Source organism: Streptomyces sp. NBC_01689 (assembly GCF_036250675.1).
Taxonomy (GTDB): domain Bacteria; phylum Actinomycetota; class Actinomycetes; order Streptomycetales; family Streptomycetaceae; genus Streptomyces.
The window spans coordinates 2,816,551-2,840,525 of the sequence record NZ_CP109592.1 but is presented as its reverse complement, the minus strand read 5'-3'; the positions used below and the strand labels follow the sequence as shown (position 1 = coordinate 2,840,525).

Annotated in this window: 20 protein-coding genes; 10 read left to right on the top strand and 10 right to left on the bottom strand. The window is 73.4% G+C overall.

Annotation, left to right across the window (positions count from 1 at the left end):
- Nucleotides 1-186: 186 nt before the first annotated feature.
- Nucleotides 187-1,395, bottom strand: coding sequence for a pyridoxal phosphate-dependent aminotransferase (locus OG776_RS12075; protein WP_329320557.1), 1,209 nt, complete (start codon nucleotides 1,393-1,395; stop codon nucleotides 187-189).
- Between the two features lie 85 nt (nucleotides 1,396-1,480).
- On the opposite strand from OG776_RS12075, the gene OG776_RS12070 reads away from it, so the two are divergent.
- Nucleotides 1,481-2,113, top strand: coding sequence for a winged helix-turn-helix transcriptional regulator (locus tag OG776_RS12070; protein WP_148013122.1), 633 nt, complete (start codon nucleotides 1,481-1,483; stop codon nucleotides 2,111-2,113).
- Nucleotides 2,114-2,496: 383 nt separating this feature from the next.
- Here OG776_RS12070 and OG776_RS12065 read toward each other — a convergent pair whose 3' ends face one another.
- Genes OG776_RS12065 through OG776_RS12055 form a run of 3 tightly spaced genes read right to left on the bottom strand, consistent with a single transcriptional unit; the run spans nucleotide 2,497 to nucleotide 6,124 of the window.
- Nucleotides 2,497-3,312 carry a hypothetical protein gene (locus tag OG776_RS12065; RefSeq protein WP_148013121.1) on the bottom strand — a complete coding sequence of 272 codons (816 nt, stop codon included), beginning with the start codon at nucleotides 3,310-3,312 and terminating at the stop codon, nucleotides 2,497-2,499.
- Nucleotides 3,312-4,577, bottom strand: a complete 1,266-nt coding sequence (locus OG776_RS12060) for a VWA domain-containing protein (protein ID WP_148013120.1) — start codon at nucleotides 4,575-4,577, stop codon at nucleotides 3,312-3,314. The genes OG776_RS12065 and OG776_RS12060 overlap by 1 nt, the downstream gene beginning before the upstream one ends.
- A gap of 44 nt (nucleotides 4,578-4,621) precedes the next feature.
- Nucleotides 4,622-6,124 carry an IucA/IucC family protein gene (locus tag OG776_RS12055; RefSeq protein ID WP_148013119.1) on the bottom strand — a complete coding sequence of 501 codons (1,503 nt, stop codon included), beginning with the start codon at nucleotides 6,122-6,124 and terminating at the stop codon, nucleotides 4,622-4,624.
- 102 nt (nucleotides 6,125-6,226) lie between these two features.
- On the opposite strand from OG776_RS12055, the gene OG776_RS12050 reads away from it, so the two are divergent.
- Nucleotides 6,227-7,810: an IucA/IucC family protein gene (locus OG776_RS12050; protein WP_148013118.1), complete on the top strand. Its 1,584-nt coding sequence runs from the start codon at nucleotides 6,227-6,229 to the stop codon at nucleotides 7,808-7,810.
- 119 nt (nucleotides 7,811-7,929) lie between these two features.
- Here OG776_RS12050 and OG776_RS12045 read toward each other — a convergent pair whose 3' ends face one another.
- Nucleotides 7,930-9,159 carry a cytochrome P450 family protein gene (locus OG776_RS12045; protein WP_329320552.1) on the bottom strand — a complete coding sequence of 410 codons (1,230 nt, stop codon included), beginning with the start codon at nucleotides 9,157-9,159 and terminating at the stop codon, nucleotides 7,930-7,932.
- 259 nt (nucleotides 9,160-9,418) lie between these two features.
- Between OG776_RS12045 and OG776_RS12040 the strand changes: the two genes are divergently transcribed.
- Together OG776_RS12040 and OG776_RS12035 are read left to right on the top strand one after the other, a co-directional pair.
- The gene (locus OG776_RS12040; RefSeq protein ID WP_329320550.1) at nucleotides 9,419-10,333 is read left to right on the top strand and encodes a HipA family kinase; all 915 of its coding nucleotides are present in this window, start codon (nucleotides 9,419-9,421) and stop codon (nucleotides 10,331-10,333) included.
- The gene (locus OG776_RS12035; protein WP_148013115.1) at nucleotides 10,330-10,620 is read left to right on the top strand and encodes a SelT/SelW/SelH family protein; all 291 of its coding nucleotides are present in this window, start codon (nucleotides 10,330-10,332) and stop codon (nucleotides 10,618-10,620) included. Before OG776_RS12040 ends, OG776_RS12035 begins: the two co-directional genes overlap by 4 nt.
- A gap of 4 nt (nucleotides 10,621-10,624) precedes the next feature.
- Here OG776_RS12035 and aceB read toward each other — a convergent pair whose 3' ends face one another.
- The gene (gene aceB, locus OG776_RS12030; protein WP_329320546.1) at nucleotides 10,625-12,250 is read right to left on the bottom strand and encodes a malate synthase A; all 1,626 of its coding nucleotides are present in this window, start codon (nucleotides 12,248-12,250) and stop codon (nucleotides 10,625-10,627) included.
- 187 nt (nucleotides 12,251-12,437) lie between these two features.
- Nucleotides 12,438-13,037 (bottom strand): nucleotidyltransferase family protein, encoded by a 600-nt coding sequence (locus OG776_RS12025; RefSeq protein WP_148013113.1) that lies wholly within the window; start codon nucleotides 13,035-13,037, stop codon nucleotides 12,438-12,440.
- A gap of 199 nt (nucleotides 13,038-13,236) precedes the next feature.
- Between OG776_RS12025 and OG776_RS12020 the strand changes: the two genes are divergently transcribed.
- Nucleotides 13,237-13,551, top strand: coding sequence for a DUF5955 family protein (locus tag OG776_RS12020; protein WP_148013112.1), 315 nt, complete (start codon nucleotides 13,237-13,239; stop codon nucleotides 13,549-13,551).
- Nucleotides 13,552-13,745: 194 nt separating this feature from the next.
- Here OG776_RS12020 and yczR read toward each other — a convergent pair whose 3' ends face one another.
- Nucleotides 13,746-15,221: a MocR-like transcription factor YczR gene (gene yczR, locus OG776_RS12015; RefSeq protein ID WP_329320544.1), complete on the bottom strand. Its 1,476-nt coding sequence runs from the start codon at nucleotides 15,219-15,221 to the stop codon at nucleotides 13,746-13,748.
- 378 nt (nucleotides 15,222-15,599) lie between these two features.
- The gene (locus OG776_RS12010) at nucleotides 15,600-16,415 is read right to left on the bottom strand and encodes an IclR family transcriptional regulator (RefSeq protein WP_148013111.1); all 816 of its coding nucleotides are present in this window, start codon (nucleotides 16,413-16,415) and stop codon (nucleotides 15,600-15,602) included.
- A gap of 295 nt (nucleotides 16,416-16,710) precedes the next feature.
- Between OG776_RS12010 and allB the strand changes: the two genes are divergently transcribed.
- Both allB and alc read left to right on the top strand, forming a co-directional pair.
- The gene (gene allB, locus OG776_RS12005; protein WP_148013306.1) at nucleotides 16,711-18,033 is read left to right on the top strand and encodes an allantoinase AllB; all 1,323 of its coding nucleotides are present in this window, start codon (nucleotides 16,711-16,713) and stop codon (nucleotides 18,031-18,033) included.
- A gap of 199 nt (nucleotides 18,034-18,232) precedes the next feature.
- Nucleotides 18,233-19,348: an allantoicase gene (gene alc / locus OG776_RS12000; protein WP_329320542.1), complete on the top strand. Its 1,116-nt coding sequence runs from the start codon at nucleotides 18,233-18,235 to the stop codon at nucleotides 19,346-19,348.
- Between the two features lie 133 nt (nucleotides 19,349-19,481).
- Here the strand turns inward: alc and OG776_RS11995 are convergent, their stop codons facing one another.
- Entirely contained in the window at nucleotides 19,482-20,486 is a 1,005-nt protein-coding gene (locus OG776_RS11995) for a magnesium transporter CorA family protein (protein WP_148014923.1), read from the bottom strand.
- 241 nt (nucleotides 20,487-20,727) lie between these two features.
- On the opposite strand from OG776_RS11995, the gene OG776_RS11990 reads away from it, so the two are divergent.
- The 3 genes from OG776_RS11990 (at nucleotide 20,728) to OG776_RS11980 (ending at nucleotide 23,686) form a co-directional block, all read left to right on the top strand.
- Nucleotides 20,728-21,633, top strand: coding sequence for a DMT family transporter (locus OG776_RS11990; protein WP_148014925.1), 906 nt, complete (start codon nucleotides 20,728-20,730; stop codon nucleotides 21,631-21,633).
- A gap of 86 nt (nucleotides 21,634-21,719) precedes the next feature.
- A complete protein-coding gene (locus OG776_RS11985) occupies nucleotides 21,720-22,112 on the top strand; it encodes a ribonuclease domain-containing protein (RefSeq protein ID WP_148014924.1) in 393 nt (130 codons plus the stop codon).
- Nucleotides 22,113-22,384: 272 nt separating this feature from the next.
- Nucleotides 22,385-23,686 (top strand): sensor histidine kinase, encoded by a 1,302-nt coding sequence (locus tag OG776_RS11980; RefSeq protein ID WP_443077263.1) that lies wholly within the window; start codon nucleotides 22,385-22,387, stop codon nucleotides 23,684-23,686.
- Nucleotides 23,687-23,975: the final 289 nt, after the last annotated feature.

Genomic DNA, 23,975 nt, shown 5'->3' with positions numbered 1-23,975 from the left:
ACCCCGGCCCGTTCCCAGGCTACGAGCCCGGACCTCCGACTCCGTGGACGCGCACGGGTGGGGCGTGGCCGTCAGGAGCTCCGGGGGCTTCCGCGGCACGGACGGACGCGGGCGGGCGGTCCGGGGCGAGGCGGGGGCGCGCGAAGGCCGGTCCCCGGGGCCGGGCCGGGCGGCCGGCACCCGCCGCTACTGGCGGTACCCGCTCAGGAAACGCCCGATCCGGCTGATCGCCGCGTCCAGGTCGTCGGCGTGCGGGAGGGTGAGGATGCGGAAGTGGTCGGGGCGCGGCCAGTTGAAGCCGGTGCCCTGGACGACCTGGATCTTCTCGCGGAGCAGCAGGTCCAGCACGAACCGCTCGTCGTCGTGGATCGGGTGCACCTCGGGGTCGATGCGCGGGAAGGCGTACAGCGCGCCCTTCGGCTTGACGCAGGAGACACCCGGGATCTCGTTGAGCTTCTCCCAGGCCCGGTCGCGCTGTTCGCGCAGCCTGCCGCCCGGCGCGGTCAGTTCGTGGATGGACTGGCGGCCGCCGAGCGCGGCCTGGATGGCGTACTGGGCGGGCGCGTTGGCGCACAGCCGCATGGAGGCGAGCATCGTCAGGCCCTCCAGATAGTTCCGGGCGTGCTGCTTGGGGCCCGTCACCACCAGCCAGCCCGAACGGAATCCCGCCACCCGGTAGGTCTTGGACAGCCCGCAGAAGGTCAGGACCACCAGATCGGGGGCGAGCGCGGCGGCCGAGTGGTGGACCGCGTCGTCGTAGAGGATCTGGTCGTAGATCTCGTCGGCGAAGACCATCAGGCCGTGCCGGCGGGCGAGGTCGAGGATGCCCTCGATGATCTCCTTCGGATAGACCGCGCCGGTGGGGTTGTTCGGGTTGATGATGACCACCGCGCGGGTCCGGTCGGTGATCTTCGACGCCATGTCGGCCAGGTCCGGGTACCAGTCCGACTGTTCGTCGCAGAGGTAGTGCACCGCCTTGCCGCCCGCGAGCGTGGTGACGGCCGTCCAGAGCGGGAAGTCCGGTGCGGGGATGAGGACTTCGTCCCCGTCCTCCACCAGGGCCTGCACCGCCATGGAGACGAGTTCGGAGACGCCGTTGCCGAGGAGGACGTCGTCGACGCCCACCTCCAGACCGCGCTCCTGGTAGCGCTGGGCGACGGCCCTGCGGGCGGAGAGGACACCGCGCGAATCGGTGTACCCGTGCGCCTGGGGCAGCATCCGGATCATGTCCTGGAGGATCTCCTCCGGCGCCTCGAAACCGAAGAGCGCGGGGTTGCCGGTGTTGAGGCGCAGCACGCTGTGGCCTGCCGCCTCCAGTGCGTCGGCGTGCTCGATCACCGGGCCGCGGATCTCGTAACAGACCTCGCTGAGCTTGCTGGACTGCCGGAACTCCATGCGCTGCGCCCTCCGGTTCGTGGTGATGCTTGGTTTTACCAAGTGGACGCTTGGAAAGTCCAACAACATGTCTAGACTGCGTCGCATGTCACCTCGCCGAAGCTACGACCAGTACTGTTCCGCGGCCCGCGCGCTCGATGCCGTCGGTGACCGCTGGACCCTCCTGATCGTCCGCGAACTGCTCGGCGGCCCGCGCCGCTACACCGATCTGCACGCGGATCTGCCCGGCGTGAGCACGGACGTCCTCGCCTCCCGGCTGAGGGACATGGAGCGCGACGGGCTGACCACGCGGCGCAGGCTGCCGCCGCCGGGAGCCGCCTACGTCTATGAACTCACCGGACGGGGAACGGAGTTGCTTCCGGTTCTGCAGGCGCTCGGGGAATGGGGCGCGCCCGCTCTCGGCGAGCGCGGGGCCACCGACGCCGTGCGGGCGCACTGGTTCGCGCTGCCGCTGCTGCGGGGCCTGGCGGGGGAGGGTGAGGGGCTGGTCGAAGTCCGGCTGGACGAGGGCGAGTTCCACGTGCGGCTGGGCGCGGCGGACGCTCCGGTCTACGGCGACGGGCCCGCCCCGGAGGAGCCGGACGTCCGGCTGTCGCTGGACACCGAGACCTGTACGGCGGTGAGCCGCGGAACCTCGACCGTGCGGGAGGCGGTGCGTACCGGACGCATCGGGGTGACGGGGGAGAGCACGCTCGCCAAGGTGCTGCGCGGGGACTGAACACCGGCGCGCGGCACGGCGGTCCGGCGAGTACCCGCGGGCCCGGGTGCCCGCGCGGTGACGGGGGCGCGCCGCGCCGGCCGGACACTTCCAGCGCGTTCGAAACCCTTGCGGGCGGCCGGGCGGCGGCCGCAGGGTGGCAACCGCGGGTGGCCCGCCGGTCGTCACGGCGGTGGGCCGCACGGGCGCGGGGCGTCCCGCGCGCCGCGCGCCGGACCGGGGCCCGGACGGGGGACGGGCCGACGGGACGGGGCCCGCCGTGCCCTGGGGGGAGCACGGTGGGCCCTCGCCGTCCCGCGGACGCCTGTGCGGTCGTACGGGCGGGCCCGCGCCGTCTTCCGAAAACCGGTCCGCCGTAAGGGCGTTCGCGCCGTACCGGGGCGCTAGACGCCCGGGGGCACCCGGGAGGGCCGCCCCGACCCGCGGGTCAGCGCGTAACCGCCGATTCCCGCGAGCGCCGCGAGGACGCCGCCGATCGCGGTCCACACCCAGCGGTCGGACCACCAGCCGGACGTCCACCCGTCGTCGGGTTCGATCGACGACAGCGCGGTCTTCTTCGAGCCGGAACCGGAACCGGACTCCTCGGCGCTCGTCGCGATCCCGGGCACCAGCGGCTTGCCCAGTGAACCGTCCACCGCGGCCGAGCCGCCGATGTCCTTGGAGTCGACCCGGACCTCCGCGCCCACCGGCAGGCCCAGTTCGGACGCCGGAAGGCCGGTGGCCGTCAGCCGGACGTAGTAGGTGCCCGGCAGCGGGTCGTCGGCCCAGGTCTCCGACCAGGCGCGCACGGTGCGCAGGGTGCAGGACAGCCGCACGGTGGCCGTGTCCTGCGCGGCCGTACGCGTCTGCGCGCCGTACTGGCACGCCTGGCGCCGCCGCAGCCCGTCGTACACGTCCACCTGCCAGGTCTCGGCGGCCCCGCGCGTGGACGCCTCCGGGAGCTTCACCGTCGCCTTCACGGTGGGCCGTTGACCGGCGTCCGCGGGGAACGACCAGTACAGGTAGTCGCCCGCGGACCCGCTGGCGGTGGCCTGCGTGCCCTGCTCGATCTCGGTCGCCGTACGGAACGACGTGCCGGCCCGGGTGGGCGCGCTGTCGTCACCCGACGGACTCGGGGTGGGCGAGGAGTCGGCGACGGCGGGCGCCGCGGCGACCCCGAGCAGCAGCAGAGCCGTGGTCAGGACTCGTGGGAAACGCATCAGTTGGTCCTCCAGACCGCGATCCGCAGGCGGGAGATCCAGCCCCACAGCACACCCGCGAGGAAGCCGACGACCACCAGGGCGCCGAGCAGCCACCAGCCGCGCCCGAGGCCGAAGGAGGCCACGTCGCTCGCCTGGTCCGGCCCGTCGACGACGTCGACCGTCAATTCGAGCGGCATGCCCGGCGTGGTCTTCACGCCGCTCGCCGCCGAGAAGGAGTTGGACACCTGCAGACACACGGTCTCGGCCGGGGCGTCCTCGTCGTCGCTCTCCGCCTTCGGATAGCGCAGACCGGTCGAGATGACGTCGGTCCGGCCGTTGCCGGCCGCCTCGCCCCGGACGATCTCCCGTCCGTGCACCGTGACGGCGCGCAGCAGCACTCCGTAGTCGGGGTTGACGGCACGGTCGGCCGCGACGCTCACCGAGGCGCGCAGTTCCTTGCCCGGCGCGACGTCCACCCGGTACCAGCGGTGCTGGGCGAACTCCTCGCGGTCGGTGTACAGCCCGGACTTCAGGGCCGGTGCCCCGGTGCAGGCGCCGGAACCCTCGACGGCGATCGGCGTCGCCACCGGGTCGGCCGCCCGGTCCACCAACTGACCGACACGGTCGGTGAGTTCTTCCTTGTGCTGGACCGAGGTGTAGGTGCCCCCGGTCGCGTCCGCGATACAGCTGAGCTGGTCGCGGGTCTTCGCGTCGGGCACCAGCCCGAGCGTGTCGATGGTGAGACCGACTCCCTTGGCGGCGATCTCCCGCGCCACCTCGCAGGGGTCGAGCGGCTGACAGGTGTCCTCGCCGTCGCTGATGAGGACGATGCGCCGGGTGCCGTCGCCGCCGTCCAGGTCGGCGGCGGCCTTGAGCAGTGCGGGACCGATCGGGGTCCAGCCGGTGGGCGTCAGGGTCGCGACGGCGGTCTTTGCCTCCGTGCGGTCCAGTGTTCCCACCGGGTACAGCTGGGCGGTGTCCTTGCAGCCCGTCTTGCGGTCGTTCCCGCGGTAGTTGGCGCCGAGGGTGCGTATGCCGAGCTGGACCTCCTCGGGTGTCGCGTCGAGCACCTCGTTGAACGCCTGCTTCGCGGCGGCCATCCGTGATCCGCCGTCGATGTCGTTCGCCCGCATCGAACCGCTGACGTCCAGCACGAGTTCGACCTTGGGGGCGGCCTGCGCCGCCGTTTCGTCGGCGACCGCTCCGGCCGGGAAGGCGATCCCGGCCGTCAGAGCGGCGAGCAGGGCGCAGACTCCCGCCGCCAGCCGTTGTCTTGTGATCATCGCCGGATCCTATTGATCAAAGGTGCCGGGCTTCAAAACGATCTTCAGGAGGCGCGGCCGGTGAACGGGTTGGGAAGGCACGCCCAGAGGTCCCCGGGAGTCCCGGGCTCGAGCCTCATCAGGGTCAACGCCTTGGTCGGCAGGGGCTCGTCGAGCAGCGCCGCGAGATCCGCGGTGCGCGGCAGGTCGTCCACCGCGCTCCCCAGATCCTCGCGCAGCGCGGCCGCGGAGCCCGCCGTGGCGCCCAGCGCGCCCGCGACCAGCGAGCCGAACAGCTTCCGGCGCAGCGTGGTCGCGTCGTCCGTGACGATCCGTCCGGACATCCGGGGGGCGGCGATGCCGTGACGGGCCAGCCGGAGCGGGCTGACGCGGATGTCCGCCAGATCGCGGTAGACGAGCCGCAGCGGCTCACCCTCGGCGGACAGCACGACGAGGAGGTTCTGCCCGTGTGCCTCCAGGGCCACCCCCAGGTCGAGGAGGCGCAGCCCGACGGTGAGCGCGAGACGGGCGAACCGTGCCGTCCAGCCCGGCGACCGGGGCAGCCCGGTGGCCGCGAGGGCGGCGACCGGGACGACGCGCTCACCGGTGCGGGCGTACAGGTCCGGCGCCTCGCGCAGCACCGCCGCCAGAGCGGGGGAGTGGGCCGAGACGGCACCCAGGGTGCGGGTCACGTGCAGCAGGCCGTCCGTGCGGGCCGCGATGTCCTCCGCGAACGCCGAGACCGTCGCCGACGTCTCGATCGAGTAGACCGAGATGTCCCGGACGGAGGAGGTGAGCCGGGCGCTCAGCGCCGTCTTGACGTGCGGCCCGTCCGGCAGCGCCAGCGTCCGCAGCGACATCAGCGGATGAGCGGAGAACCCCTCCTGGTGACCCCGGTCGAGCACGTGCGCCGCCTGCCAGGGATGCACCGGGATCAGCACCCGGTCCTCGTCCCGCAGCCACTTGGGCCACTCGCCGCGCACCAGGCAGTCGTCCACGGGCACCAGGCCCAGCTCCACCACCGGCCGGTGCTCCGGTCCGTAGGCCAGCTGCTCGGCCACCGAGAACCCCGGCCGGGAACGGCAGTTGGGATGGTAGGGGTGCCCGTCGACCACCCGCTGCTCCCACTCCCAGCTCACCGCGGGTTCCCCGCCGGACCGGCCGGACTGAGCGCGGGACAGGGCCAACGAGGCGACACTGTGGCCGAGTTCGGTGGCGAAGACGGAGGCGTGCGGGACGGCCAGGGCCGTCACCAGCCGGTCCGGCCGGTCGTACGGCCGCTCGTCGAGCCGTAGTCCGGTGACGTACGCGGAGGTGGCGTACGGGTCGGCAGGCGGGCCGTGCAGCCGCCGCCCGTCGACGAGGTGCAGCGTGAGACCCTCGCGGCCCCGCTCGCGGCGCGCGATCCACGGCATCGGCTCATGGGCGAGCGCCCGCCACAGCCGGGTCAGCACGGCGGCCCGGGCGCCGGGAAGGCCGGCCGCGTACGCCGCCGACAGGTCCGGGCGCACGGTGCTCAGTTCGTCGCCGAGCGCGGCCTCGGCCTCGGGCAGGGGAAGACGGTGCACGGTCGGGCTCCTCGGATGTGGGGACCGCGGCGCGGTCGCCCGCGCCGACAGACATAATGATCACCGGTGCACCGTAGGGAACGAACGGATCGTGTGGACTCCATGCCGCCCAGACTGCCTCCGCCCGCCGGGAGCGACGGAAATGGTGAGGACACCGCCGACGCGTACGCCTCGGCGCCGCTGCTCAATTGTCTGCTGCGGGAGGTGGCGGAACCCGCCGGGGACCCCGGCACCTTCCGGCTCCGGGCCAGTGGCAGGCTGATGCGGGTGCGGGGCAGCCGGCGGCCGCGCGCTCCCGAGGTGTTCACCGACGGCGCCTGGCGGCGGCTCGGCCACGCCGCGCTCGTGGCGCTCACGGCGGAGGAGCTGCGCCTGTTCACCGGTCTGTCCAACTCCGAGCTGCCCGCGGAGATGACCGACAGCCGGGACACGGTGGCCGCGCTGCTCGCCGCGCGCTCCGTCGCGAAGCCCCCGGACGACCCGTACCTGCGCTCCGAGCAGTCCCTGATCACCGGGCATCCGTACCATCCGGCGCCCAAGGCCCGCGGCGGCGGCCCCGCGGCGGACTGGCTGCCGTACGCGCCCGAGGCGTACGCCCGCTTCCCGCTGGAACTGCTCGCCGTGCGCGAGGACGCGGTGGCCGAGGAGGGCGACACGACTCCGCTCGACGTCCTCGGACCGGCACCGGCCGGCTACCGGCTGCTGCCGGCCCACCCTTGGCAGCTCGGCCTGGTCGGCTCCCGGCCGGCGATCAGGGCCGCCTTCGCCGACGGCAGGCTGGTCCGCCTCGGCCGCACGGCCCGCCCGCTGTGGCCGACCGCGGCCATCCGTACGCTGTACGCCCCCGAGGACGACCTCTTCGTCAAGTTCAGCCTCGACGTGCGCATCACCAACGACATCCGCCGGCTGTGGCGGCACGACCTGCTGAAACTGCGCCGCACGGACGCCGCGACCGCCGCGGCCTTCACCGCCGTGTCCGGACCGGCGGACACCCGCGTCGACCGCGTCCCCGGGGGGCGCCCCTCCGTCGGCCGTGCCCCCGGCCACCGCGCCGCCTGGCTGAGCGACCGGGGGTACCGCACCGCCGACTTCGCCTTCGAGGAGCTCGCCGTCCTCGTCCGCGACGGGCTGCGCGGCCACCTCGCCCCGGGCACCACCGCGCTGCTCGCGGCCGCTCTCGTGGAGGGCTTCGAGGGCAGCCCCCTCGACGCTCTCACCGACCCGTCCGCGTGGTGGGCGGCGTATCTGCGCCAGGTCGTACCGCCCGTGCTGGAGGCGTTCGCACGGCACGGCGTGGTGCTGGAGGCACATCTGCAGAACACCCTGGTGGCCGTGGACGCGGAGGGGACACCGGTCCAGGCGCTGTTCCGGGACGCGGAGGGCGTGAAGCTCCTGACGGACGTGGACCGGGCCGCCGGGTGGGAGCGGCTGGTCTACTGCCTGATCGTCAACAACGTGACCGAGCTGGCCGCGCTGCTCGCGGAGCGGCACCCGGACTGGGACCCCTGGCCCGCCGTACGGGCCGAACTGGCGGCCCACGGCCTGCCCGGCATCGCGGACGCGATCACGGACCTGCTCACCGCCCCCACCCTCCCCGGCAAGACGAACCTGCTGCTCCGCTGGACCCGCGCGGACGGCGCGGACGCCCGCTACCACCCGCTGCCGAACCCGCTCGCGCGGGGCTGAGCGGGTCCGCCGGCGCGGCGCTGAACAGGTTGCTCGCGCGGGGCTGAACGGGTCCGGTGGCGCGCGGCCACCCACCACCCACCGATCAGCCGTGTGAACAACGCTTCGGGTCGATACACCTAGGCCGTGGCGGGAGCGGGGGTGAAGGTGACCGGCAGGCTCACCGGGCCGCGCATCAGACCGACGGGTATCCACGGGACGTCGTCCGGCCGCACCGCCGTGGCCAGATCCGGGAAGCGGCGCAGGAGCGTTCCGATGCCGACCTCCGCCTCCAGCCGGGCCAGCGGCGCGCCGAGGCAGTGGTGGATGCCGTGGCCGAACGACAGGTGACGGACGTCGGGCCGGCCCACGTCGAGGACGTCGCGCTCCGCCGCCATGGCCGGGTCCGCCCGTCCCACCGAGGTCAGGGCCACCACGACCGTGCCGCCGCGCGGTATGCGCGCGCCGCCGAGGGTGATGTCCTCGGCCGCGTACCGCATCGGCGTGAACTCGACCGGCGGATCGAACCGCAGTAACTCCTCGACGGCGCCGGGCAGCAGCTCCGGCCGCTCGCGCAGCCGCCGGGCCTGTCCGGGGCGGTGCAACAGCGCCACCATGGCGTTGCCCAGGAGATTCACCGTCGTGTCGTGACCGGCCACCACCAGCAGGTTCGCGGTACCCACCAGCTCGGCCATCGACAGCCGGCCGTCCCGCTGGTCGTGCACCGCGGTGAGCGCGGACAGCAGGTCGTCACCGGGCGAGCGCTTTTTCTCGGCGACGAGTTCGGCCAGATAGCCGTTGAGGCTGACGAAGGCCTCCCGCTGCTTCTCGGCCTTCGAGCCGAGCGCCTGGGACGTCCAGGCGCGGAACGAGGCACGGCCCTCCTCCGGTACGCCCAGCAGTTCGGAGATGACCTGGACGGGAAGCGGGCCGGTGAACGACCGGACGAGGTCGGCGGCGCCCAGCGGCGCCATCGCGTCGGCGAGTCCCTCCGCGATCTCGGCGACACGCGGTCGCAGCGCCTCGATCCGGGGCCGGGTGAAAGCGGCCGCGACCAGACCCCGCAGCCGGGTGTGGTCCGGCGGATCGGCGTTGAGCATGTTGGCACCCAGGCCGGATTCCGGCCGGTGCGCGGTGAAGCCGACCGCTTCGAGCGCGTCGGCGGCCGGCGTCGCGTCCTTGAGCAGGGCGGGATGGGTCAGCGCGATCTTCGCCAGGTCGTGGTCCACCACCACCCAGGTGTCGAGACCGCGCAGGATCTGCGCCTTGTGGACGGGACCGCGGGCCCGCAGCTCCGCGTACCGCGCGTGCGCGTCGGCCTTGAAGGCGGCGTCCATCACGGTGAAGTCGTCGTGGTCGGTCGTGGTCATGTTCGTTCCTCCTGTCCAGGTGCGGTGTGCGTGCCGGGGCAGGGGGCCCGAGGTGACAGGGACATGGACGCCGGGTCGGCGGAAGAACCGCCGGTGGCCGCGACGGACGCCCGCAGGGGCGCGGGGAGCCGCACGGAGCCGGCGGGGCGGTGGCGGCGTCCACGAGCCGGCCGGGGCCCTCACCCTCGACGATCACACCCGACCACTATGCTCACCTCGCGCCGGGGGATGGGGCGCATCCGCCAGATAGCCTGGGAAAATGCTCAGAGAAGTGATCGCGCACCGCTACGTCGAGCCCCTGCACGAGGGCGGCTCGCTGCCGGGACTCGTCGAGGCCGACGACCTGGGCACGTACGTCGTGAAGTTCACGGGCTCCGCGCAGGGCCGCAAGGCGCTGGTCGCCGAAGTGGTCGTCGGTGAGCTGGCGCGCGCCCTCGGGCTGCGCTTCCCCGAGCTGGTCCTCGTGCACTTCGATCCCGCGGTCGCCGAGGACGAGCCCCACCAGGAGGTCCAGGACCTGCTGCGGGCCAGCGCCGGGGTGAACCTGGGGATGGACTTCCTGCCGGGCGCGCGGGACTTCACGCCGGAGGCCGCCAGGACCTTCGCCGTCGACCCGCTGGAGGCGGGCCGGGTGATCTGGCTGGACGCCCTGACGGTCAACGTCGACCGTACGGTGCACAGCTCGAACCTGATGATCTGGCCGACGCTCGGTGTCGCGCCGCCGCGCCTGTGGCTGATCGACCACGGCGCGGCCCTCGTCTTCCACCACCGCTGGGACGCCTCCGCACCGGAGAAGGCCTACGACTTCCGGCACCACGCGCTGGGCGGCTGCGCCCCCGACACCCGGGCGGCGGACGCCGAACTCGCGCCGAAGGTCACGGAGGCGCTGCTGCGGGAGGTCACGGCCCGGGTGCCGGACGCGTGGCTCACGGACGAGCCCGGGTTCGCGACCCCGGACGACGCCCGGGACGCGTACGTCGGCTATCTCCTCGCCCGGGTGAAGGCGTCGGCGGCCTGGCTGCCCACGGACTTCCCGACCCGCGAGCAGCTCGCCGCCGAGGACGCGGACCGGGCGGCGCGCACCGAACGGGGGCGTCCGAACTGGCTCAAGCGGGTGCCGGACCTGCACGGAAAACCGGCGGCGGAACAGGATTGGTCGGTGCATCTCGAATGACCACGACACCCTCTACCGGCGCGCACCGCGTGCAGATCGAGTACTGCACCCAGTGCCGCTGGCTCCCGCGCGCGGCCTGGCTGGCGCAGGAGCTGCTCACCACGTTCGAGACCGAGCTCGGCGAGCTGTCCCTCAAGCCCGGGACCGGCGGCGTCTTCGTCGTCCGGGTCGACGACGAGGTGGTCTGGGACCGCCGTGAGCAGGGCTTCCCGGAGCCGACCGCGGTCAAGCGGCTGGTACGCGACCGAGTGGCCCCGGGCAGGTCCCTGGGCCACTCGGAGCGATGACGGCTCAGCCGACGAGCTGCTCGTAGGCGGGCAGGGTGAGGAAGTCGGCGTAGTCCTCGTCCAGGGCCACCGTCAGCAGCAGGTCGTGCGCCCGCTGCCAGTTGCCCGCGGCGAACGCCTCCTCGCCGATCTCGGCACGGATGGCGGCCAGTTCCTCGGCGGCGATCTTGCGGGCGAGTTCCGGGGTGGCGCTCTCGCCGTTCTCGAAGACGACACCCGCGTTGATCCACTGCCAGATCTGCGAGCGGGAGATCTCGGCCGTCGCCGCGTCCTCCATCAGGTTGAAGATGGCGACCGCGCCGAGGCCGCGCAGCCAGGCCTCGATGTAACGGATGCCGACCTGCACGGCGTTGACCAGACCGGCGTACGTGGGCCGCGCGTCGAGCGAGTCGACGGCGATCAGGTCGCCGGCCGCGACCGACACGTCCTCGCGCAGCCGGTCCTTCTGGTTCGGCCGGTCGCCGAGGACGGCGTCGAAGGAGGCCATCGCGATCGGGACGAGGTCCGGGTGGGCCACCCACGACCCGTCGAACCCGTCCCCCGCCTCCCGGTCCTTGTCGGCCTTGACCTTCTCGAAGGCGACCTTGTTGACCTCCTCGTCGCGCCGCGACGGGATGAACGCCGCCATCCCGCCGATGGCGTGCGCGCCGCGCCGGTGGCAGGTGCGGACGAGGAGTTCGGTGTACGCGCGCATGAACGGGGCCGTCATCGTGACCGCGTTGCGGTCCGGCAGGACGAACTTCTGCCCGCCGTCACGGAAGTTCTTCACGATGGAGAAGAGGTAGTCCCAGCGGCCCGCGTTCAACCCGGAGGCGTGGTCCCGGAGTTCGTAGAGGATCTCGTCCATCTCGTACGCGGCCGTGATCGTCTCGATCAGGACGGTCGCGCGGACGGTGCCCCGGGGGATGCCGAGGTGGTCCTGCGCGAAGACGAAGACGTCGTTCCAGAGGCGCGCCTCCAGGTGGGACTCCGTCTTCGGGAGGTAGAAATACGGTCCCTTGCCGAGGTCGATCAGCCGCTGGGCGTTGTGGAAGAAGTAGAGGCCGAAGTCGACGAGCGCGCCGGGAACGGCGGTGCCGTCGGGGGCGCGGAGGTGACGCTCGTCCAGGTGCCAGCCACGCGGGCGCACGACGACGGTCGCGAGTTCCTCATCGGCCTTGAGGGCGTACGACTTGCCGGACCCCTGGTCCGTGAAGTCGATGTTCCGGGTGTAGGCGTCGATCAGGTTGACCTGGCCGAGGACCACGTTCTCCCAGGTGGGCGCGGAGGCGTCCTCGAAGTCCGCGAGCCACACCCGGGCACCGGAGTTGAGGGCGTTGACGGTCATCTTGCGGTCGGTGGGGCCGGTGATCTCCACCCGGCGGTCGTTCAGGGCCGGCGGGGCCGGGGCCACCTTCCAGGAGTCGTCCGCGCGGATCGCGGCCGTCTCCGGGAGGAAGTCGAGCGTGGAGGTGCGGGCGATCTCGGCGCGGCGCTCGGCGCGGCGGGCGAGGAGCTCGTCACGCCGGGGCGTGAACAGCCGGTGCAGCTCGGCCACGAAGGCGAGGGCCGCGTCCGTGAGGACCTCTTCCTGCCGGGGCAGGGGCTCGGCGTCGACGATGGCCAGCGGGGACGGCGCTGGTGCGGACATGAGCTGTCACTTCCTTCAGCGAGCGTGGCACCGGGTGCCAGGCGACCCGGGCAGGGCAGTGAGCGCCTGGAGAGCAGCACGGCGCTTCTGAACAGTGGATAGTAGTTTCCTCATGGTGGAAGTTCAATGATTTGTTGATGTCGAGATTCTCCGGGTCGAGGCACTGTGGCGCTCAGTGCCACGCCGCTCACTCAAGGTGTCCCAGATCGTCCTCCGTGTCGATGTCGTACGGGCGCGCCACGTCCCCGCACTCGACGAGGGTGATCCGCGCCTCCCGCTCCCTGAGATAGGCACGTGCCCCCCGGTCACCGGTCGCACTCGCCGCGACGCCGGTCCAGTGCGCGGCGCCGAAGAGGACGGGATGGCCGCGCGTACCGTCGTAGGCCGCCGAGACCAGGGAGGTGTCGTCCCGGTACGCGGCGAGGACCCGGGCGACCGCCAGGGGCCCGATGCCGGGCTGGTCGACCAGTGAGACCAGCGCCGCCCGCGCACCCGTGCCGTCGAGCGAACCGAGCCCGGCCCGCAGCGACGAGCCCATCCCGCGCTCCCACTCCGGGTTGTCGACGAGCACGCAGCCGTCGAGCCGGGCCCGCGCGCGTACGGCGGCGGCCTCCGCGCCCAGCACCACGTGGACCCGCGCGCAGCCGGCCGCGCGCAGCACGCCGACGGCGTGCTCCACGAGGGGGCGCCCCCGGTGTTCGAGCAGCGCCTTGGGCCGTCCGCCGAGCCGTCGTCCCCCGCCCGCCGCGAGAAGCAGCCCGGCCACCTGGTCTTCCCTGTGCGTCATACGTCCTGCATACCTGACCGGGCGTCGACCGCACGGTTTCGGGGGGCTGAATTTCGGTCCGCCCTGTGGCGCCCACCTCACCGGGTGGCGTTTACTGACCCGCGTCCCTCGGTGCCCGACCGACGCCCTGGGGCACGGGACATGCGGGCGTGCGGGCGAGACACTCGCGCACCGGGGTGTACGAGGGGGGAGAAGGGCTGTGTTGCGGAGCTTGGGGCAGAGGTCAGTGACCGGCAGCGACGAGGACCCGAGAGTGGCGGAACTGCGGACCGCCGTCTCCCGGCTGCGCCGTGAACTCGCGGTGCATCCGGTGGAGTTCCCCGACCGGGGCATCGCCGAGGACGAACTCGCGGCGCTCGCCGCGATGGCGCTCAGCGGCGTCCCCGAGATCCCGCGGCTGCGCCGCTCCCTGCTGCTGATCGCGGGCGCGATCGGCTCGGTCAGCGCGCTGGCGACCGGCCTCGCGGAGGTGCGCAGCGCGGTGGAACTCTTCGGACGCCCGCCGCTGCGGTAGCCGGACCGGCGGATTCGCGCGGGCGTCGCGGTGCCGGTGTCGCGGTGCCGGTGTCGCGGTGCCGGTGTCGCCGTGCGCGTCGGCCCGGTCGGTCCCGGCAGGCCGGTCCGGCCGGTGCGGGCGGGTGTCGTCGTGCGAGCCGGACCCGCCGGTACGGGCGGACGGCGCCGTGCGGAACGGGCGGGCGGGCGCGGTCAGGCGACCCAGCGGGGGCGTCCGGTGTCCGTGCCGGCCGCGTCGAGGCCGCCGTCCAGCGCGGTCGCGACCCGGCGTACCGCCTCGTCGAGCACGTCCGGCGCCAGGGTGTACGGGAAGCGCAGCCGGGACTCATGGGTGCCCGGGTCCGCGCCGAAGCGGGCGCCGCCCTCGATGCGCACGCCCCGCCCGAGGGCCGCGCGGGCCAGCGGCGAGGCGACCGGACGCCCCAGGTCGATCCAGAGGGACAGGCCGCCCGGCGGCGGCGTCCAGCGCCAGTCGGGGAGATGACGGCCCAGCGACTCCGCGAGCGCGTCCCGCTGGACCCGCAGCCGCGGCAGCCGCTCGGCCAGGACCTGCTCCGTCCGCGCCAGCAGGCCGAGAGCGACCAACTGGTCCAGGACCGGGCCGCCCATGTCCGCCGGTACCCGCGCCGTCGCCAGCTCGGTGATCAGCCGCGACCCCGCCCGTACCCAGCCGACCCGCAGCCCGCCCCAGTGCGTCTTGCTCAACGACCCCACCGTGACGATCTGTTCGCCCGTCCCGCGCGGGGCGAGCGACGCGAACGGCACCGGCGGCGGCACGTCCAGCGCGATGTCCGTCATCGTCTCGTCGACGACCAGCCAGGTACCGGTCGCCCGCACGGACTCCAGCACCGCCAGACGCTGTTCGGCCGGCATCAGACACCCCGTCGGATTGTGGAAGTCGGGGATCAGATACGCCAGCCGGGGCGCCGCCTGCCGCAGCGCGCCGTCGATCAGGCCAGGGTCCCAGCCGTCCTCCGTGACCGGGACGGGGGTGGCGCGCAGACCGATGCGCCGCATCGTGTCGAGCGCGTTCGGATACGAGGGGTTCTCGACCAGGATCCGGTCACCGGGCCGGCCGAGCAGCCCCAGCGTCAGCGAGAGCGCCTGCTGCGCCCCGTTCGTGATGAGGATCTGGTCCGGCAGCGTGGGCAGGCCGCGCCGGGTGAACCGCTCGGCGACGGCGGCCCGCAACTCGCTGGTCCCGTAAGGGTTGTAGCCGGGCGTGGAAGCACGCGCGCGCAGCAGTCCGGACGCCTCCGCGAGAGCCTCCGCGAGCTCTGCCTCGGGCGCGCCGGGCGCCGCGACGGCCAGGTCGATCACCCCGTCCTCGGCGGGGAAGGAGGCCACATTGGCCGGACGGTGGCCGTCGGGCAGTTCCGTCCACGTCCCCGCGCCCCGCCTGCTGCGCGCGAACCCGTCCTCCCGCAACAGGTCGTACGCCGCCGTCACCGTGGCCCGGCTGACCCCGAGCGTCGAGGCGAGTTCGCGCTCCGCGGGCAGCCGGACGTGCAGCGCGATCCGGCCGTGCAGGAGCAGGGTGCGGACGCCGTCGGCGAGGGCGCGGTACCCGGGGCGCCCGCCGGTGTGGGGCGACGCGGTCAGCAGCCCGGCGAGCTGCCGGCTTCCGAGGGTCCTGTCCATTCCGTGGACGACCGGTCCGTTCGGCATGCCAACTCCCTCGCATTGGCCCTGTGGGGCAGGCCAATCAGCGTACAGACTCCGGAGGCGTGGGGGTGTCCCGGGGAGGGGCGCCCGGACAGGTGCGCGGGAAGGGGAGCGGAGCGATGCCGATCGGTGCGGGAGGCCTCCGTGGAAGGCGCGGCCGAAGTGATCACCGCTTCACCGACCGCCGGGAGCGTGAGCTGCAGCGGCGCGCGGAGGAGCGGATGCCGGGCGTGCCGCTGCGGGAGTGGACGCGCAGGCTGCTCGGGGTGTGCGGGGGCCGGCGGGAACGGCGTCCGCGGCGCGTGTCGTGAGGGCTCGCCGAGGGCCCGGCCCCCGCACGGCCCTTACCCGGCACGGAGGGGTCCGGGCGGCGGGTCCGGGTCAGGCGTTCGTGCCGGAACTGGCGAGGGCCTCCGACAGTTCCACGGCCACCTGTCGCAGCACGGGCACGATCTTCTCCGTCGCCGCGTCGGTGACCCGGCCCGCGGGGCCGGAGATCGAGAGGGCGGCGGCGGTGGGGGAGCCGGGCACGGAGACGGCGAGGCATCGCACGCCGATCTCCTGCTCGTTGTCGTCGACCGCGTAGCCGAGCCGGCGCACCTCCTCCAGCGCCGCGAGGAAGCCGTCCGGCGTGGTGATCGTCTTCTCGGTCGCCGCGGGCATGCCGGTACGGGCGAGCAGGGCGCGCACCTCGTCCGCCGGAGTGTCCGCGAGCAGCGCCTTGCCCACGCCCGTGGAGTGCGGCAGCACGCGGCGGCCGACCTCGGTGAACATCCGCATGGAGTGCTTGGAGGGCACCTGCGCCACGTAGACGATCTCGTCGCCGTCGAGCAGCGCCATGTTCGCCGTCTCGCCGGTCTCCTCGACCAGGCGCGCGAGATAGGGGCGGGCCCAGGTGCCGAGCAGCCGGGACGCGGACTCGCCGAGCCTGATCAGCCGGGGACCGAGCGCGTACCGGCGGTTCGGCTGCTGGCGTACGTAACCGCAGACCACCAGGGTGCGCATCAGCCGGTGGATGGTGGGCAGCGGCAGTCCGCTGCTGGCGGACAGCTCGCTCAGGCCGACCTCGCCGCCGGCGTCGGCCATGCGCTCGAGCAGATCGAAGGCGCGCTCCAGGGACTGGACACCACCGCTCGGCGCGGACGACTTGGCGGAGGCGTTTTGCGCTGGGGCGTCGCTGGCGCGGGACGTCGGCACGGCGCGGTCCTTTCGATGCTGACAGGCAGTGATGCAGCCTACCCGGGTGTCGGTTGACTCCTCGCTGGCGCATGACTACGTTCTGCTTTGTGGAAGTATAATTCCATTCTGTGGAAACATCCAGGGAGTGGGCGACGGGAGCGGGGTGAAGGGCGCGCTCTTGACGGCGGGGGGACGGGGGTGAAGACTCCTTCAACAGAACGTTGAATTCCGTTGCGTGGAGTGAACGGCGGCACGGAAGGCGACAGCGGCGGCGAGAGGGGTCCGGGTGTCCGAGGTCGGATGGGTCGAACTGATGCTGCGTTCGACGCGTGTCATCACTCCCGAGGGGACACGCGCCGCCTCGGTCGCGGTCGCCGGCGGCAGGATCACGGCCGTGCTCCCGCACGACGCCGAGGTGCCGCCCGGCGTCCGCCTGGAGGACTTCGGCGACGACGTCCTGCTCCCCGGCCTCGTCGACACGCACGTGCACGTCAACGACCCGGGCCGTACGGAGTGGGAGGGGTTCTGGACGGCGACGCGCGCCGCCGCGGCCGGTGGCATCACCACGATCGTCGACATGCCGCTCAACTCCCTCCCGCCGACGACGACGGTCGGCCACCTCCGTACGAAGCAGGACGCCGCCCGCGCAAAGGCCCACGTCGACGTCGGTTTCTGGGGCGGCGCCCTGCCCGACAACGTCAAGGACCTGCGCCCCCTGCACGACGCCGGTGTGTTCGGCTTCAAGGCCTTCCTGTCGCCGTCCGGGGTGGACGAGTTCCCGGAGCTCGACCAGGACAGGCTCGCCCGGTCCCTGGCCGAGATCTCCGGTTTCGGTGGTCTGCTGATCGTGCACGCGGAGGACCCGCACCACCTGGACGCCGCCCCTCACCGGGCCGGCCGGCGGTACGCGGACTTCCTCGCCTCACGCCCGCGGGACGCCGAGAACACCGCCATCGAGAACCTGATCGCGCAGGCCCGGCGGCTCGACGCGCGCGTGCACGTCCTGCACCTGTCGTCGTCCGACGCGCTGCCGCTGATCGCCGCGGCGAAGGCCGACGGTGTCCGGCTCACCGTGGAGACCTGTCCGCACTACCTCACCCTCACCGCCGAAGAAGTCCCGGACGGCGCCTCGGAGTTCAAGTGCTGCCCGCCCATCCGCGAGGCGGCCAACCAGGACCTCCTGTGGCAGGCGCTGGCCGACGGCACGATCGACTGCGTCGTCACCGACCACTCGCCGTCGACGGCCGACCTGAAGACGGACGACTTCGCGACCGCCTGGGGCGGCATCTCGGGCCTCCAGCTGAGCCTGTCGGCCGTCTGGACCGAGGCGCGCGGACGGGGGCACGGCCTGGAGGACGTCGTCCGCTGGATGTCCACCCGTACCGCGGGGCTGGTCGGCCTCGACCACCGCAAGGGGGCCGTCCGGGCGGGCCTCGACGCCGACTTCGCCGTCTTCGCGCCCGACGAGACGTTCACCGTCGACCCCGCCGCCCTGCACCACCGCAACCGGGTCACGGCCTACGCGGGCAAGACCCTCAGCGGGGTGGTGAAGTCGACCTGGCTGCGCGGCGAACGCGTGCTGTCCGAGGGCCGGTTCACCGAGCCGGCCGGTGTGCTCCTGTCCCGGAACGCCTAGGTCGTGTCCGCGGGCCCGTACCCGCGCCCGCCCCCGACCGGCAACCCCGCAGATCCGTACCTCCGGTGTCCGGATCCGGTAGATCCGTAACCCGTAGATCCGTAACCCGTAGATCCGTACCCCGTATCCGCTGTACCGGCTTCCGCACCCGCACGTGCGTCCCGCACCGGCCGACTCCCGAAAGGCAGACCTGATCATCGTGACGGCGATTCCCCGCTTCACCGGCGACGCGAACCCCTACGGCGGCGGCGACCCGTACGCCGACTACCGCACCGCCGAGTTCCCGTTCGCGCAGGACGCCGACCTTGCGGACCGGCGGCTCGGCGCGGGTGTCGTCGCCGCCAACGACGAGTTCTTCGCCGAGCGGGAGAACCTCCTCGTGCCCGGGCGCGCCGAGTTCGACCCGGAGCACTTCGGGCACAAGGGCAAGATCATGGACGGCTGGGAGACCCGCCGCAGGCGCGGGGCCTCGGGCGACCACCCGTGGCCCGCGGCCGAGGACCACGACTGGGCGCTGGTCCGCCTCGGCGCGCCCGGCGTGATCAGCGGCATCGTCGTCGACACGGCCCACTTCCGGGGCAACTACCCGCAGGCGGTGTCGGTCGAGGGCGCGTCGGTGCCCGGCTCCCCGTCTCCCCGGGAACTGCTGGCGGACGACGTGAAGTGGACGACCCTGGTCCCGCGCACGGCGGTCGGCGGTCACGCCGCGAACGGATTCGCCGTCGACCTCGGACAGCGCTTCACGCACCTGCGGGTCAACCAGCACCCCGACGGCGGCATCGCCCGCCTGCGCGTCCACGGCGAGGTCGTCCCCGACCCGGCGTGGCTCGCCGCGCTCGGCACCTTCGACGTCGTCGCCCTGGAGAACGGCGGCCGGGCCGAGGACGCCTCCGACCGCTTCTACTCGCCCGCCGCCAACACCATCCGGCCGGGGCGCTCCCGCAAGATGGACGACGGCTGGGAGACGCGCCGCCGCCGCGACACCGGCCACGACTGGATCCGCTACCGGCTCGCCGCCCGGGCCGAGATCCGCGCCCTGGAGATCGACACGGCCTACCTGAAGGGCAACAGCGCGGGCTGGGCCTCCGTCTCCGTCCGGGACGGCGAGGACGGCGCGTGGACGGAGATCCTCCCCCGTACCCGGCTCCAGCCCGACACCGACCACCGCTTCACGCTCGCCGAGCCCGCCGTGGGCACGCACGCGCGCGTGGACATCTTCCCGGACGGCGGCATCTCCCGGCTGCGGCTGTTCGGCTCGCTGACGCGGGACGGAGCGGCGGCCCTGGAGGCCAGGTACCGGGTGCTCGGCGGCTGACTCCGTCCGGTCCGGTCTTGTCCGGCCCCGCGCGCCGTCCGCGGGGCCGGCGTGCGGGCGCCCCGGCGTGCGGGGCCGGGGCGTGGGGGGCCGGGCGCTGAGGGCCGGGTGTCGAGGCCCGGGCCGTGGCGTGTCAGAGCTGGTCGTCGGCGGTGTCGTGGGGCCGGCTGTCCTTCAGCTGCCGCCAGTGCGTGCGGTAGAGCACGTAGTAGAGCGCGGCGACCACGGACACCGCCTGCAGGCCCAGACCGAGCGCGAGGAAGGAGTCCTCGGTGTCGAGGCGCTTGGTCAGGAAGGTGAAGTTCATGCCGAAGAACCCGGTCAGGAACGACAGCGGCAAGAAGATCATCGAGACGATGGTGAGCCTGTTGATCACCAGGTTCTGCTGGTCGGCGACGATCGACGAGTAACTGCCGGCCGCCCGCCGGGTCGCGTCCCGCAGCGACTCGATCTCCAGCAGGACCAGCTGCACCGTGTGCTCGTGCAAGCTGTTCATCGCCCGTCGCTCCTCCGGAACGCCGTGCGCGGTCATCCTCCGGCGCACCAGGACCTCCTGGACCACCGACGCGTACGGCAGGAACGCGCGATGCAGCCGGGCCGCGCGCCGCCGCAGCCGGGCCAGCGCCTGCGCCTGCCGCGGCTGCCGCTCCTCGAACATCGCCTCCTCCAGGTCCTCGACCTCCAGATGGGCCTGCGTGACGGCCCGGCGAAAGCTCTCCAGGACGCCCTGCAGGATCAGATAGAGCGCGGTGACCGAGTCGGCGGGCCGCTCGTGCCGCAGCCGTGCGACGAACGTGTCGATCAGTTCCATGGAGCCGTGGTGGACCGTGATGACGTGGTCCTCGTCCCCGTGGATCTGCACATAGGCGATGCGGTCGCCGCAGACCACGGGAACGATGCCCGCGACCGCTCCCTCGTGGAACTCGGCGCGGGCGTGCTCCCGCCGTTGGCCGAGCCACTCCCAGATCTCGTCGTCCAGCCCGAGCCGTTGCGACAGCGGCCCGCCGTCGGGCGGGGGCTCCTCGCCCAGGTCGATGTCCACGATCACGAAACCCGAGGCGCTCAGACGTTCGCGGGCCCCGCGCAGATCCGTGCGCACGACGACACCCTCCGGCATCGACACCACCGATACGATCATCGTCCCTCACCGTGGATGACGCGCCCGATCGCGACGCAGGACGCCTCGCAGGTGCACACTGCGACGTCCACCGCACAGTACCGCCGAAGTCCCCGCGCACGGCCGAACGGGAAACCGCCGTGTCCCCGCGCGGCGGACGGGATCCGTGGCCCTCCCGCGATTCCGCCGGTACGGTGATCGTTCCCCCGTGAGAGCCGGTGCCGTCTCCACGTCCGCGCCCGTCCCGCTGGAGACCGCTCCCATGTCGACGATCGCCGTACCCGGTACCCTCGCCCCCCGACGCGCGTGGCGCACCGACCTGCCGCTGCTGCTCGTCGCGGCGGTGTGGGGAGCCAGCTACCTCGCGGCCAAGGACGTCACCACCGCGCGGACCGTGCTCGCCGTGCTGGTGCTGCGCTTCGCGGTCGCGCTGCCGGTGCTGGTGGTGGCCGGCCGGCGCTCCCTGCGCGCGCTGAGCGCGGCCCAGTGGCGCGGGGCCGCGACGCTCGGCCTCATCCTGAGCGGGATCTTCCTCCTGGAGACCTACGGCGTCGTGCACACCTCGGCGACCAACGCGGGCCTCGTCATCAGCCTCACCATGATCTTCACCCCGCTCGCCGAGGCGGCCGTGACCCGGGTCCGGCCCGCCCGCTCCTTCCTCGCCGCGGCGGGGATCTCCGTACTCGGCGTGGTGCTGCTGACCCAGAGCGGTGGCTTCACCCGTCCCTCGCCGGGTGATCTGCTGATGCTGCTCGCCGCCGTCGCCCGGACCGTCCACGTCCTCGTGATGTCCCGCGGCAAGGCGGTCCGGGGCGCCGGCGCGCTGCCGCTGACCACGGTGCAACTGGGCACCGCGGTGGTCGTGTTCGCACTGCTGTCGACCGGAACCGGCACCACGCCCTGGGGCACGGCCGCGGGCTTCGGGCGACGGGAGTGGGCCGGGCTGCTGTTCCTCGCCGTGTTCTGCACGCTCTTGGCCTTCTTCGTGCAGATGTGGGCCGTGCGCCGGAGCTCGCCGTCCCGGGTCGGCCTGTTGCTCGGCACCGAGCCGCTCTGGGCGGCCGCCACGGGCATCGTGCTCGGCGGCGAACGGCTGGGCGCGGCGGGGCTGCTGGGCGGCGCGCTCGTGGTCGTGGGGACCGTGTGGGGACGCCGGGCGGCAGGTTAAATCGCGGAGAACTCATCGGACTCGGCGGGAGAAAAGTGCAACCTTGACATTGACATGACAGCGTCTACGCGCGTCATCCTAGGGTCATGAGATTCCCCCCACGAATCACTCGCACCGGATCCCTCGTCGCCCTCCTGTCCGCGCTGCTCATCGGCGGGACCGCGGTCGCCCCCGCGGATGCCGCGGCGACCGCCGTGGGCAGCGTCTGCTACGGCGGTCTGCCCGCGCAGGCCCACGACACGCTGGACCTGATCGCCGCCGGAGGCCCCTTCCCCTACGCGCAGGACGGGGTCGTCTTCCAGAACCGAGAGGGCGTCCTGCCCGGCCAGTCCACCGGCTACTACCACGAGTACACCGTCATCACGCCGGGCTCCCCGACGCGCGGCGCCAAGCGCATCGTCACCGGCAGGAAGACGCGCGAGGACTACTACACCTCCGACCACTACGTCACGTTCAAGCTGATCAACTTCAACTGCTGAGACGGAGGCGGCCGGGCCGCTCCGCGAGGCCCCACCCTCGTGGGCGGCCCGTCGTCGGGCGCGCCGGGCCGGGAGCGTCCCGCGCCGGTGCGACGACGCCCAGGGGTGCCGGGAGCCGTGTCACCGGCCGCCCCGTGACACGGCCCTCGCACCCGCGGGCCGCCCGGGCGCGGCGGGCGCGGGGCGACGCCCGAACGAAAGTCCCCACGGCTGCGACTTTCGTCGCAGATGCCCGGACGAGGGAGGTGGCGGGAGCCCCCGACTGCGTAGATTTGTCGACCGTGACTGCCGACCATCCGCCGCACCTGCCGGGGAACCTGTCCGCGCCGGGTCTGCCGGCGTCCCCCGCGCTGCTCCTGCCCGGACGGCGCTGGCTGCTGCCCTCGGCCGTGGCCGCCGAGCTCGACCCGGCACAGACCGGGAGGAACGGGCGGCCCCGGCGCACCGTGCGCGACTGGATCGTCGACTTCGGATGGTTCCTGCTGGCCGTCGGCATCGGCGCGCTCGCCGCGGACACGCTGACGGGCGACCCGGACATCCCGCACGGCCTGGCCGTCGCCGACCAGTGGATCGGCGGGCTCGCCTGCGGGGCGGTCTGGCTGCGACGGCGCTGGCCGCTGGGGCTGGCGGTGGCGATGATCCCCGTCGGAATGATCTCGAACACCGCGGGCGGCGCCGGGCTCGTCGCCCTCTTCACCCTCGCCGTGCACCGGCCCTTCCCGTACGTGGCCTGGGTCGCCGGCAGCCAGCTCGCCCTGCTGCCCGCCTATTTCTGGCTGCGCCCCGACCCGGATCTGCCGTACCTCGCCGCCGTGCTGGTCACCGCGCTGCTGACCGCCACGGTGGTCGGCTGGGGCATGTTCGTACGGTCCAAACGACAGCTCATGCTGAGCCTGCGGGATCGCGCGCGGCGGGCCGAGACGGAGGCCGCGCTGCGGGCCGAGCAGGCGCAGCGGCTGGCCCGGGAGGCCATCGCGCGCGAGATGCACGACGTACTGGCCCACCGGCTGACGCTGCTGAGCGTGCACGCGGGGGCGCTGGAGTTCCGGCCGGACGCGCCCCGCGCGGAGGTCGCGCGGGCCGCCGGGGTGATCCGGGAGAGCGCGCACGAGGCGTTGCAGGACCTGCGGGAGATCATCGGCGTGCTGCGGGCGGGCGACGCCGACGACGCGGGGCGGCCGCAGCCGACGCTCGCGGCGCTCGACGCGCTGGTCGCGGAGTCGCGGGACGCGGGCATGAAGGTGGTTCTCGACCAGGTGGTCGCCGACCCGGCGGGTGTGCCCGCGTCGGTGGGGCGCACCGCCTATCGCATCGCCCAGGAGGGGCTGACCAACGCGCGCAAGCACGCGCCGGGCGCCGAGGTCTCCGTCTGGGTCTCGGGCGGCTCCGGGGACGGTCTGACCGTGTCCGTGCGCAATCCGGCGCCGTCGGGGGAGGTGCCGCACGTGCCGGGGTCCGGACAGGGGCTGATCGGGCTGACCGAGCGGGCCGCGCTCGCGGGCGGGCGGTTGACGCACGGGGTGGAGGGGGACGGGGGGTTCGAGGTGCGGGCGTGGTTGCCGTGGGGTGGGTGACGGGCCCTGCCGGGGCGGTTGCGGGGCGTTCGGGGTGGGGCGGCGGGTGCGGCGGGGTGTGGAGTGCCGGGTGGTGCGTGGTGGGGCGGGGCCGGGCCGGTACGTCGAGCCCGTCGCCGCTGGATCAGGCGTGGGTCAGGTGGGGAGCCGCTGCTCGATCCGGGCGTAAGCGACGGGCTCGACGTACCGGCCCGGCCCCTCGGGTGCATCGCCGGGTGCCGGGTCCGGGGTCCGGTGGCTTGTGTGTGTCGCCGGGTGCCGGCTTCCGAGGGGGGAGGGCTCGGGTGTG

What these genes read in the sequence shown, in the direction of transcription:
- OG776_RS12070 (WP_148013122.1), top strand. Translation starts at nt 1,481, where the DNA reads ATGTCACCTCGCCGAAGCTACGACCAGTACTGTTCCGCGGCCCGCGCG.
- OG776_RS12065 (WP_148013121.1), bottom strand. Translation starts at nt 3,312, where the DNA reads ATGCGTTTCCCACGAGTCCTGACCACGGCTCTGCTGCTGCTCGGGGTC.
- OG776_RS11995 (WP_148014923.1), bottom strand. Translation starts at nt 20,486, where the DNA reads ATGATCGTATCGGTGGTGTCGATGCCGGAGGGTGTCGTCGTGCGCACG.
- aceB (WP_329320546.1), bottom strand. Translation starts at nt 12,250, where the DNA reads ATGTCCGCACCAGCGCCGTCCCCGCTGGCCATCGTCGACGCCGAGCCC.
- allB (WP_148013306.1), top strand. Translation starts at nt 16,711, where the DNA reads ATGCTGCGTTCGACGCGTGTCATCACTCCCGAGGGGACACGCGCCGCC.
- OG776_RS12035 (WP_148013115.1), top strand. Translation starts at nt 10,330, where the DNA reads ATGACCACGACACCCTCTACCGGCGCGCACCGCGTGCAGATCGAGTAC.
- OG776_RS12075 (WP_329320557.1), bottom strand. Translation starts at nt 1,395, where the DNA reads ATGGAGTTCCGGCAGTCCAGCAAGCTCAGCGAGGTCTGTTACGAGATC.
- OG776_RS12025 (WP_148013113.1), bottom strand. Translation starts at nt 13,037, where the DNA reads ATGACGCACAGGGAAGACCAGGTGGCCGGGCTGCTTCTCGCGGCGGGC.
- yczR (WP_329320544.1), bottom strand. Translation starts at nt 15,221, where the DNA reads ATGCCGAACGGACCGGTCGTCCACGGAATGGACAGGACCCTCGGAAGC.
- OG776_RS12040 (WP_329320550.1), top strand. Translation starts at nt 9,419, where the DNA reads ATGCTCAGAGAAGTGATCGCGCACCGCTACGTCGAGCCCCTGCACGAG.
- OG776_RS11990 (WP_148014925.1), top strand. Translation starts at nt 20,728, where the DNA reads ATGTCGACGATCGCCGTACCCGGTACCCTCGCCCCCCGACGCGCGTGG.
- OG776_RS12060 (WP_148013120.1), bottom strand. Translation starts at nt 4,577, where the DNA reads ATGATCACAAGACAACGGCTGGCGGCGGGAGTCTGCGCCCTGCTCGCC.
- OG776_RS11985 (WP_148014924.1), top strand. Translation starts at nt 21,720, where the DNA reads ATGAGATTCCCCCCACGAATCACTCGCACCGGATCCCTCGTCGCCCTC.
- OG776_RS12050 (WP_148013118.1), top strand. Translation starts at nt 6,227, where the DNA reads ATGCCGCCCAGACTGCCTCCGCCCGCCGGGAGCGACGGAAATGGTGAG.
- OG776_RS12045 (WP_329320552.1), bottom strand. Translation starts at nt 9,159, where the DNA reads ATGACCACGACCGACCACGACGACTTCACCGTGATGGACGCCGCCTTC.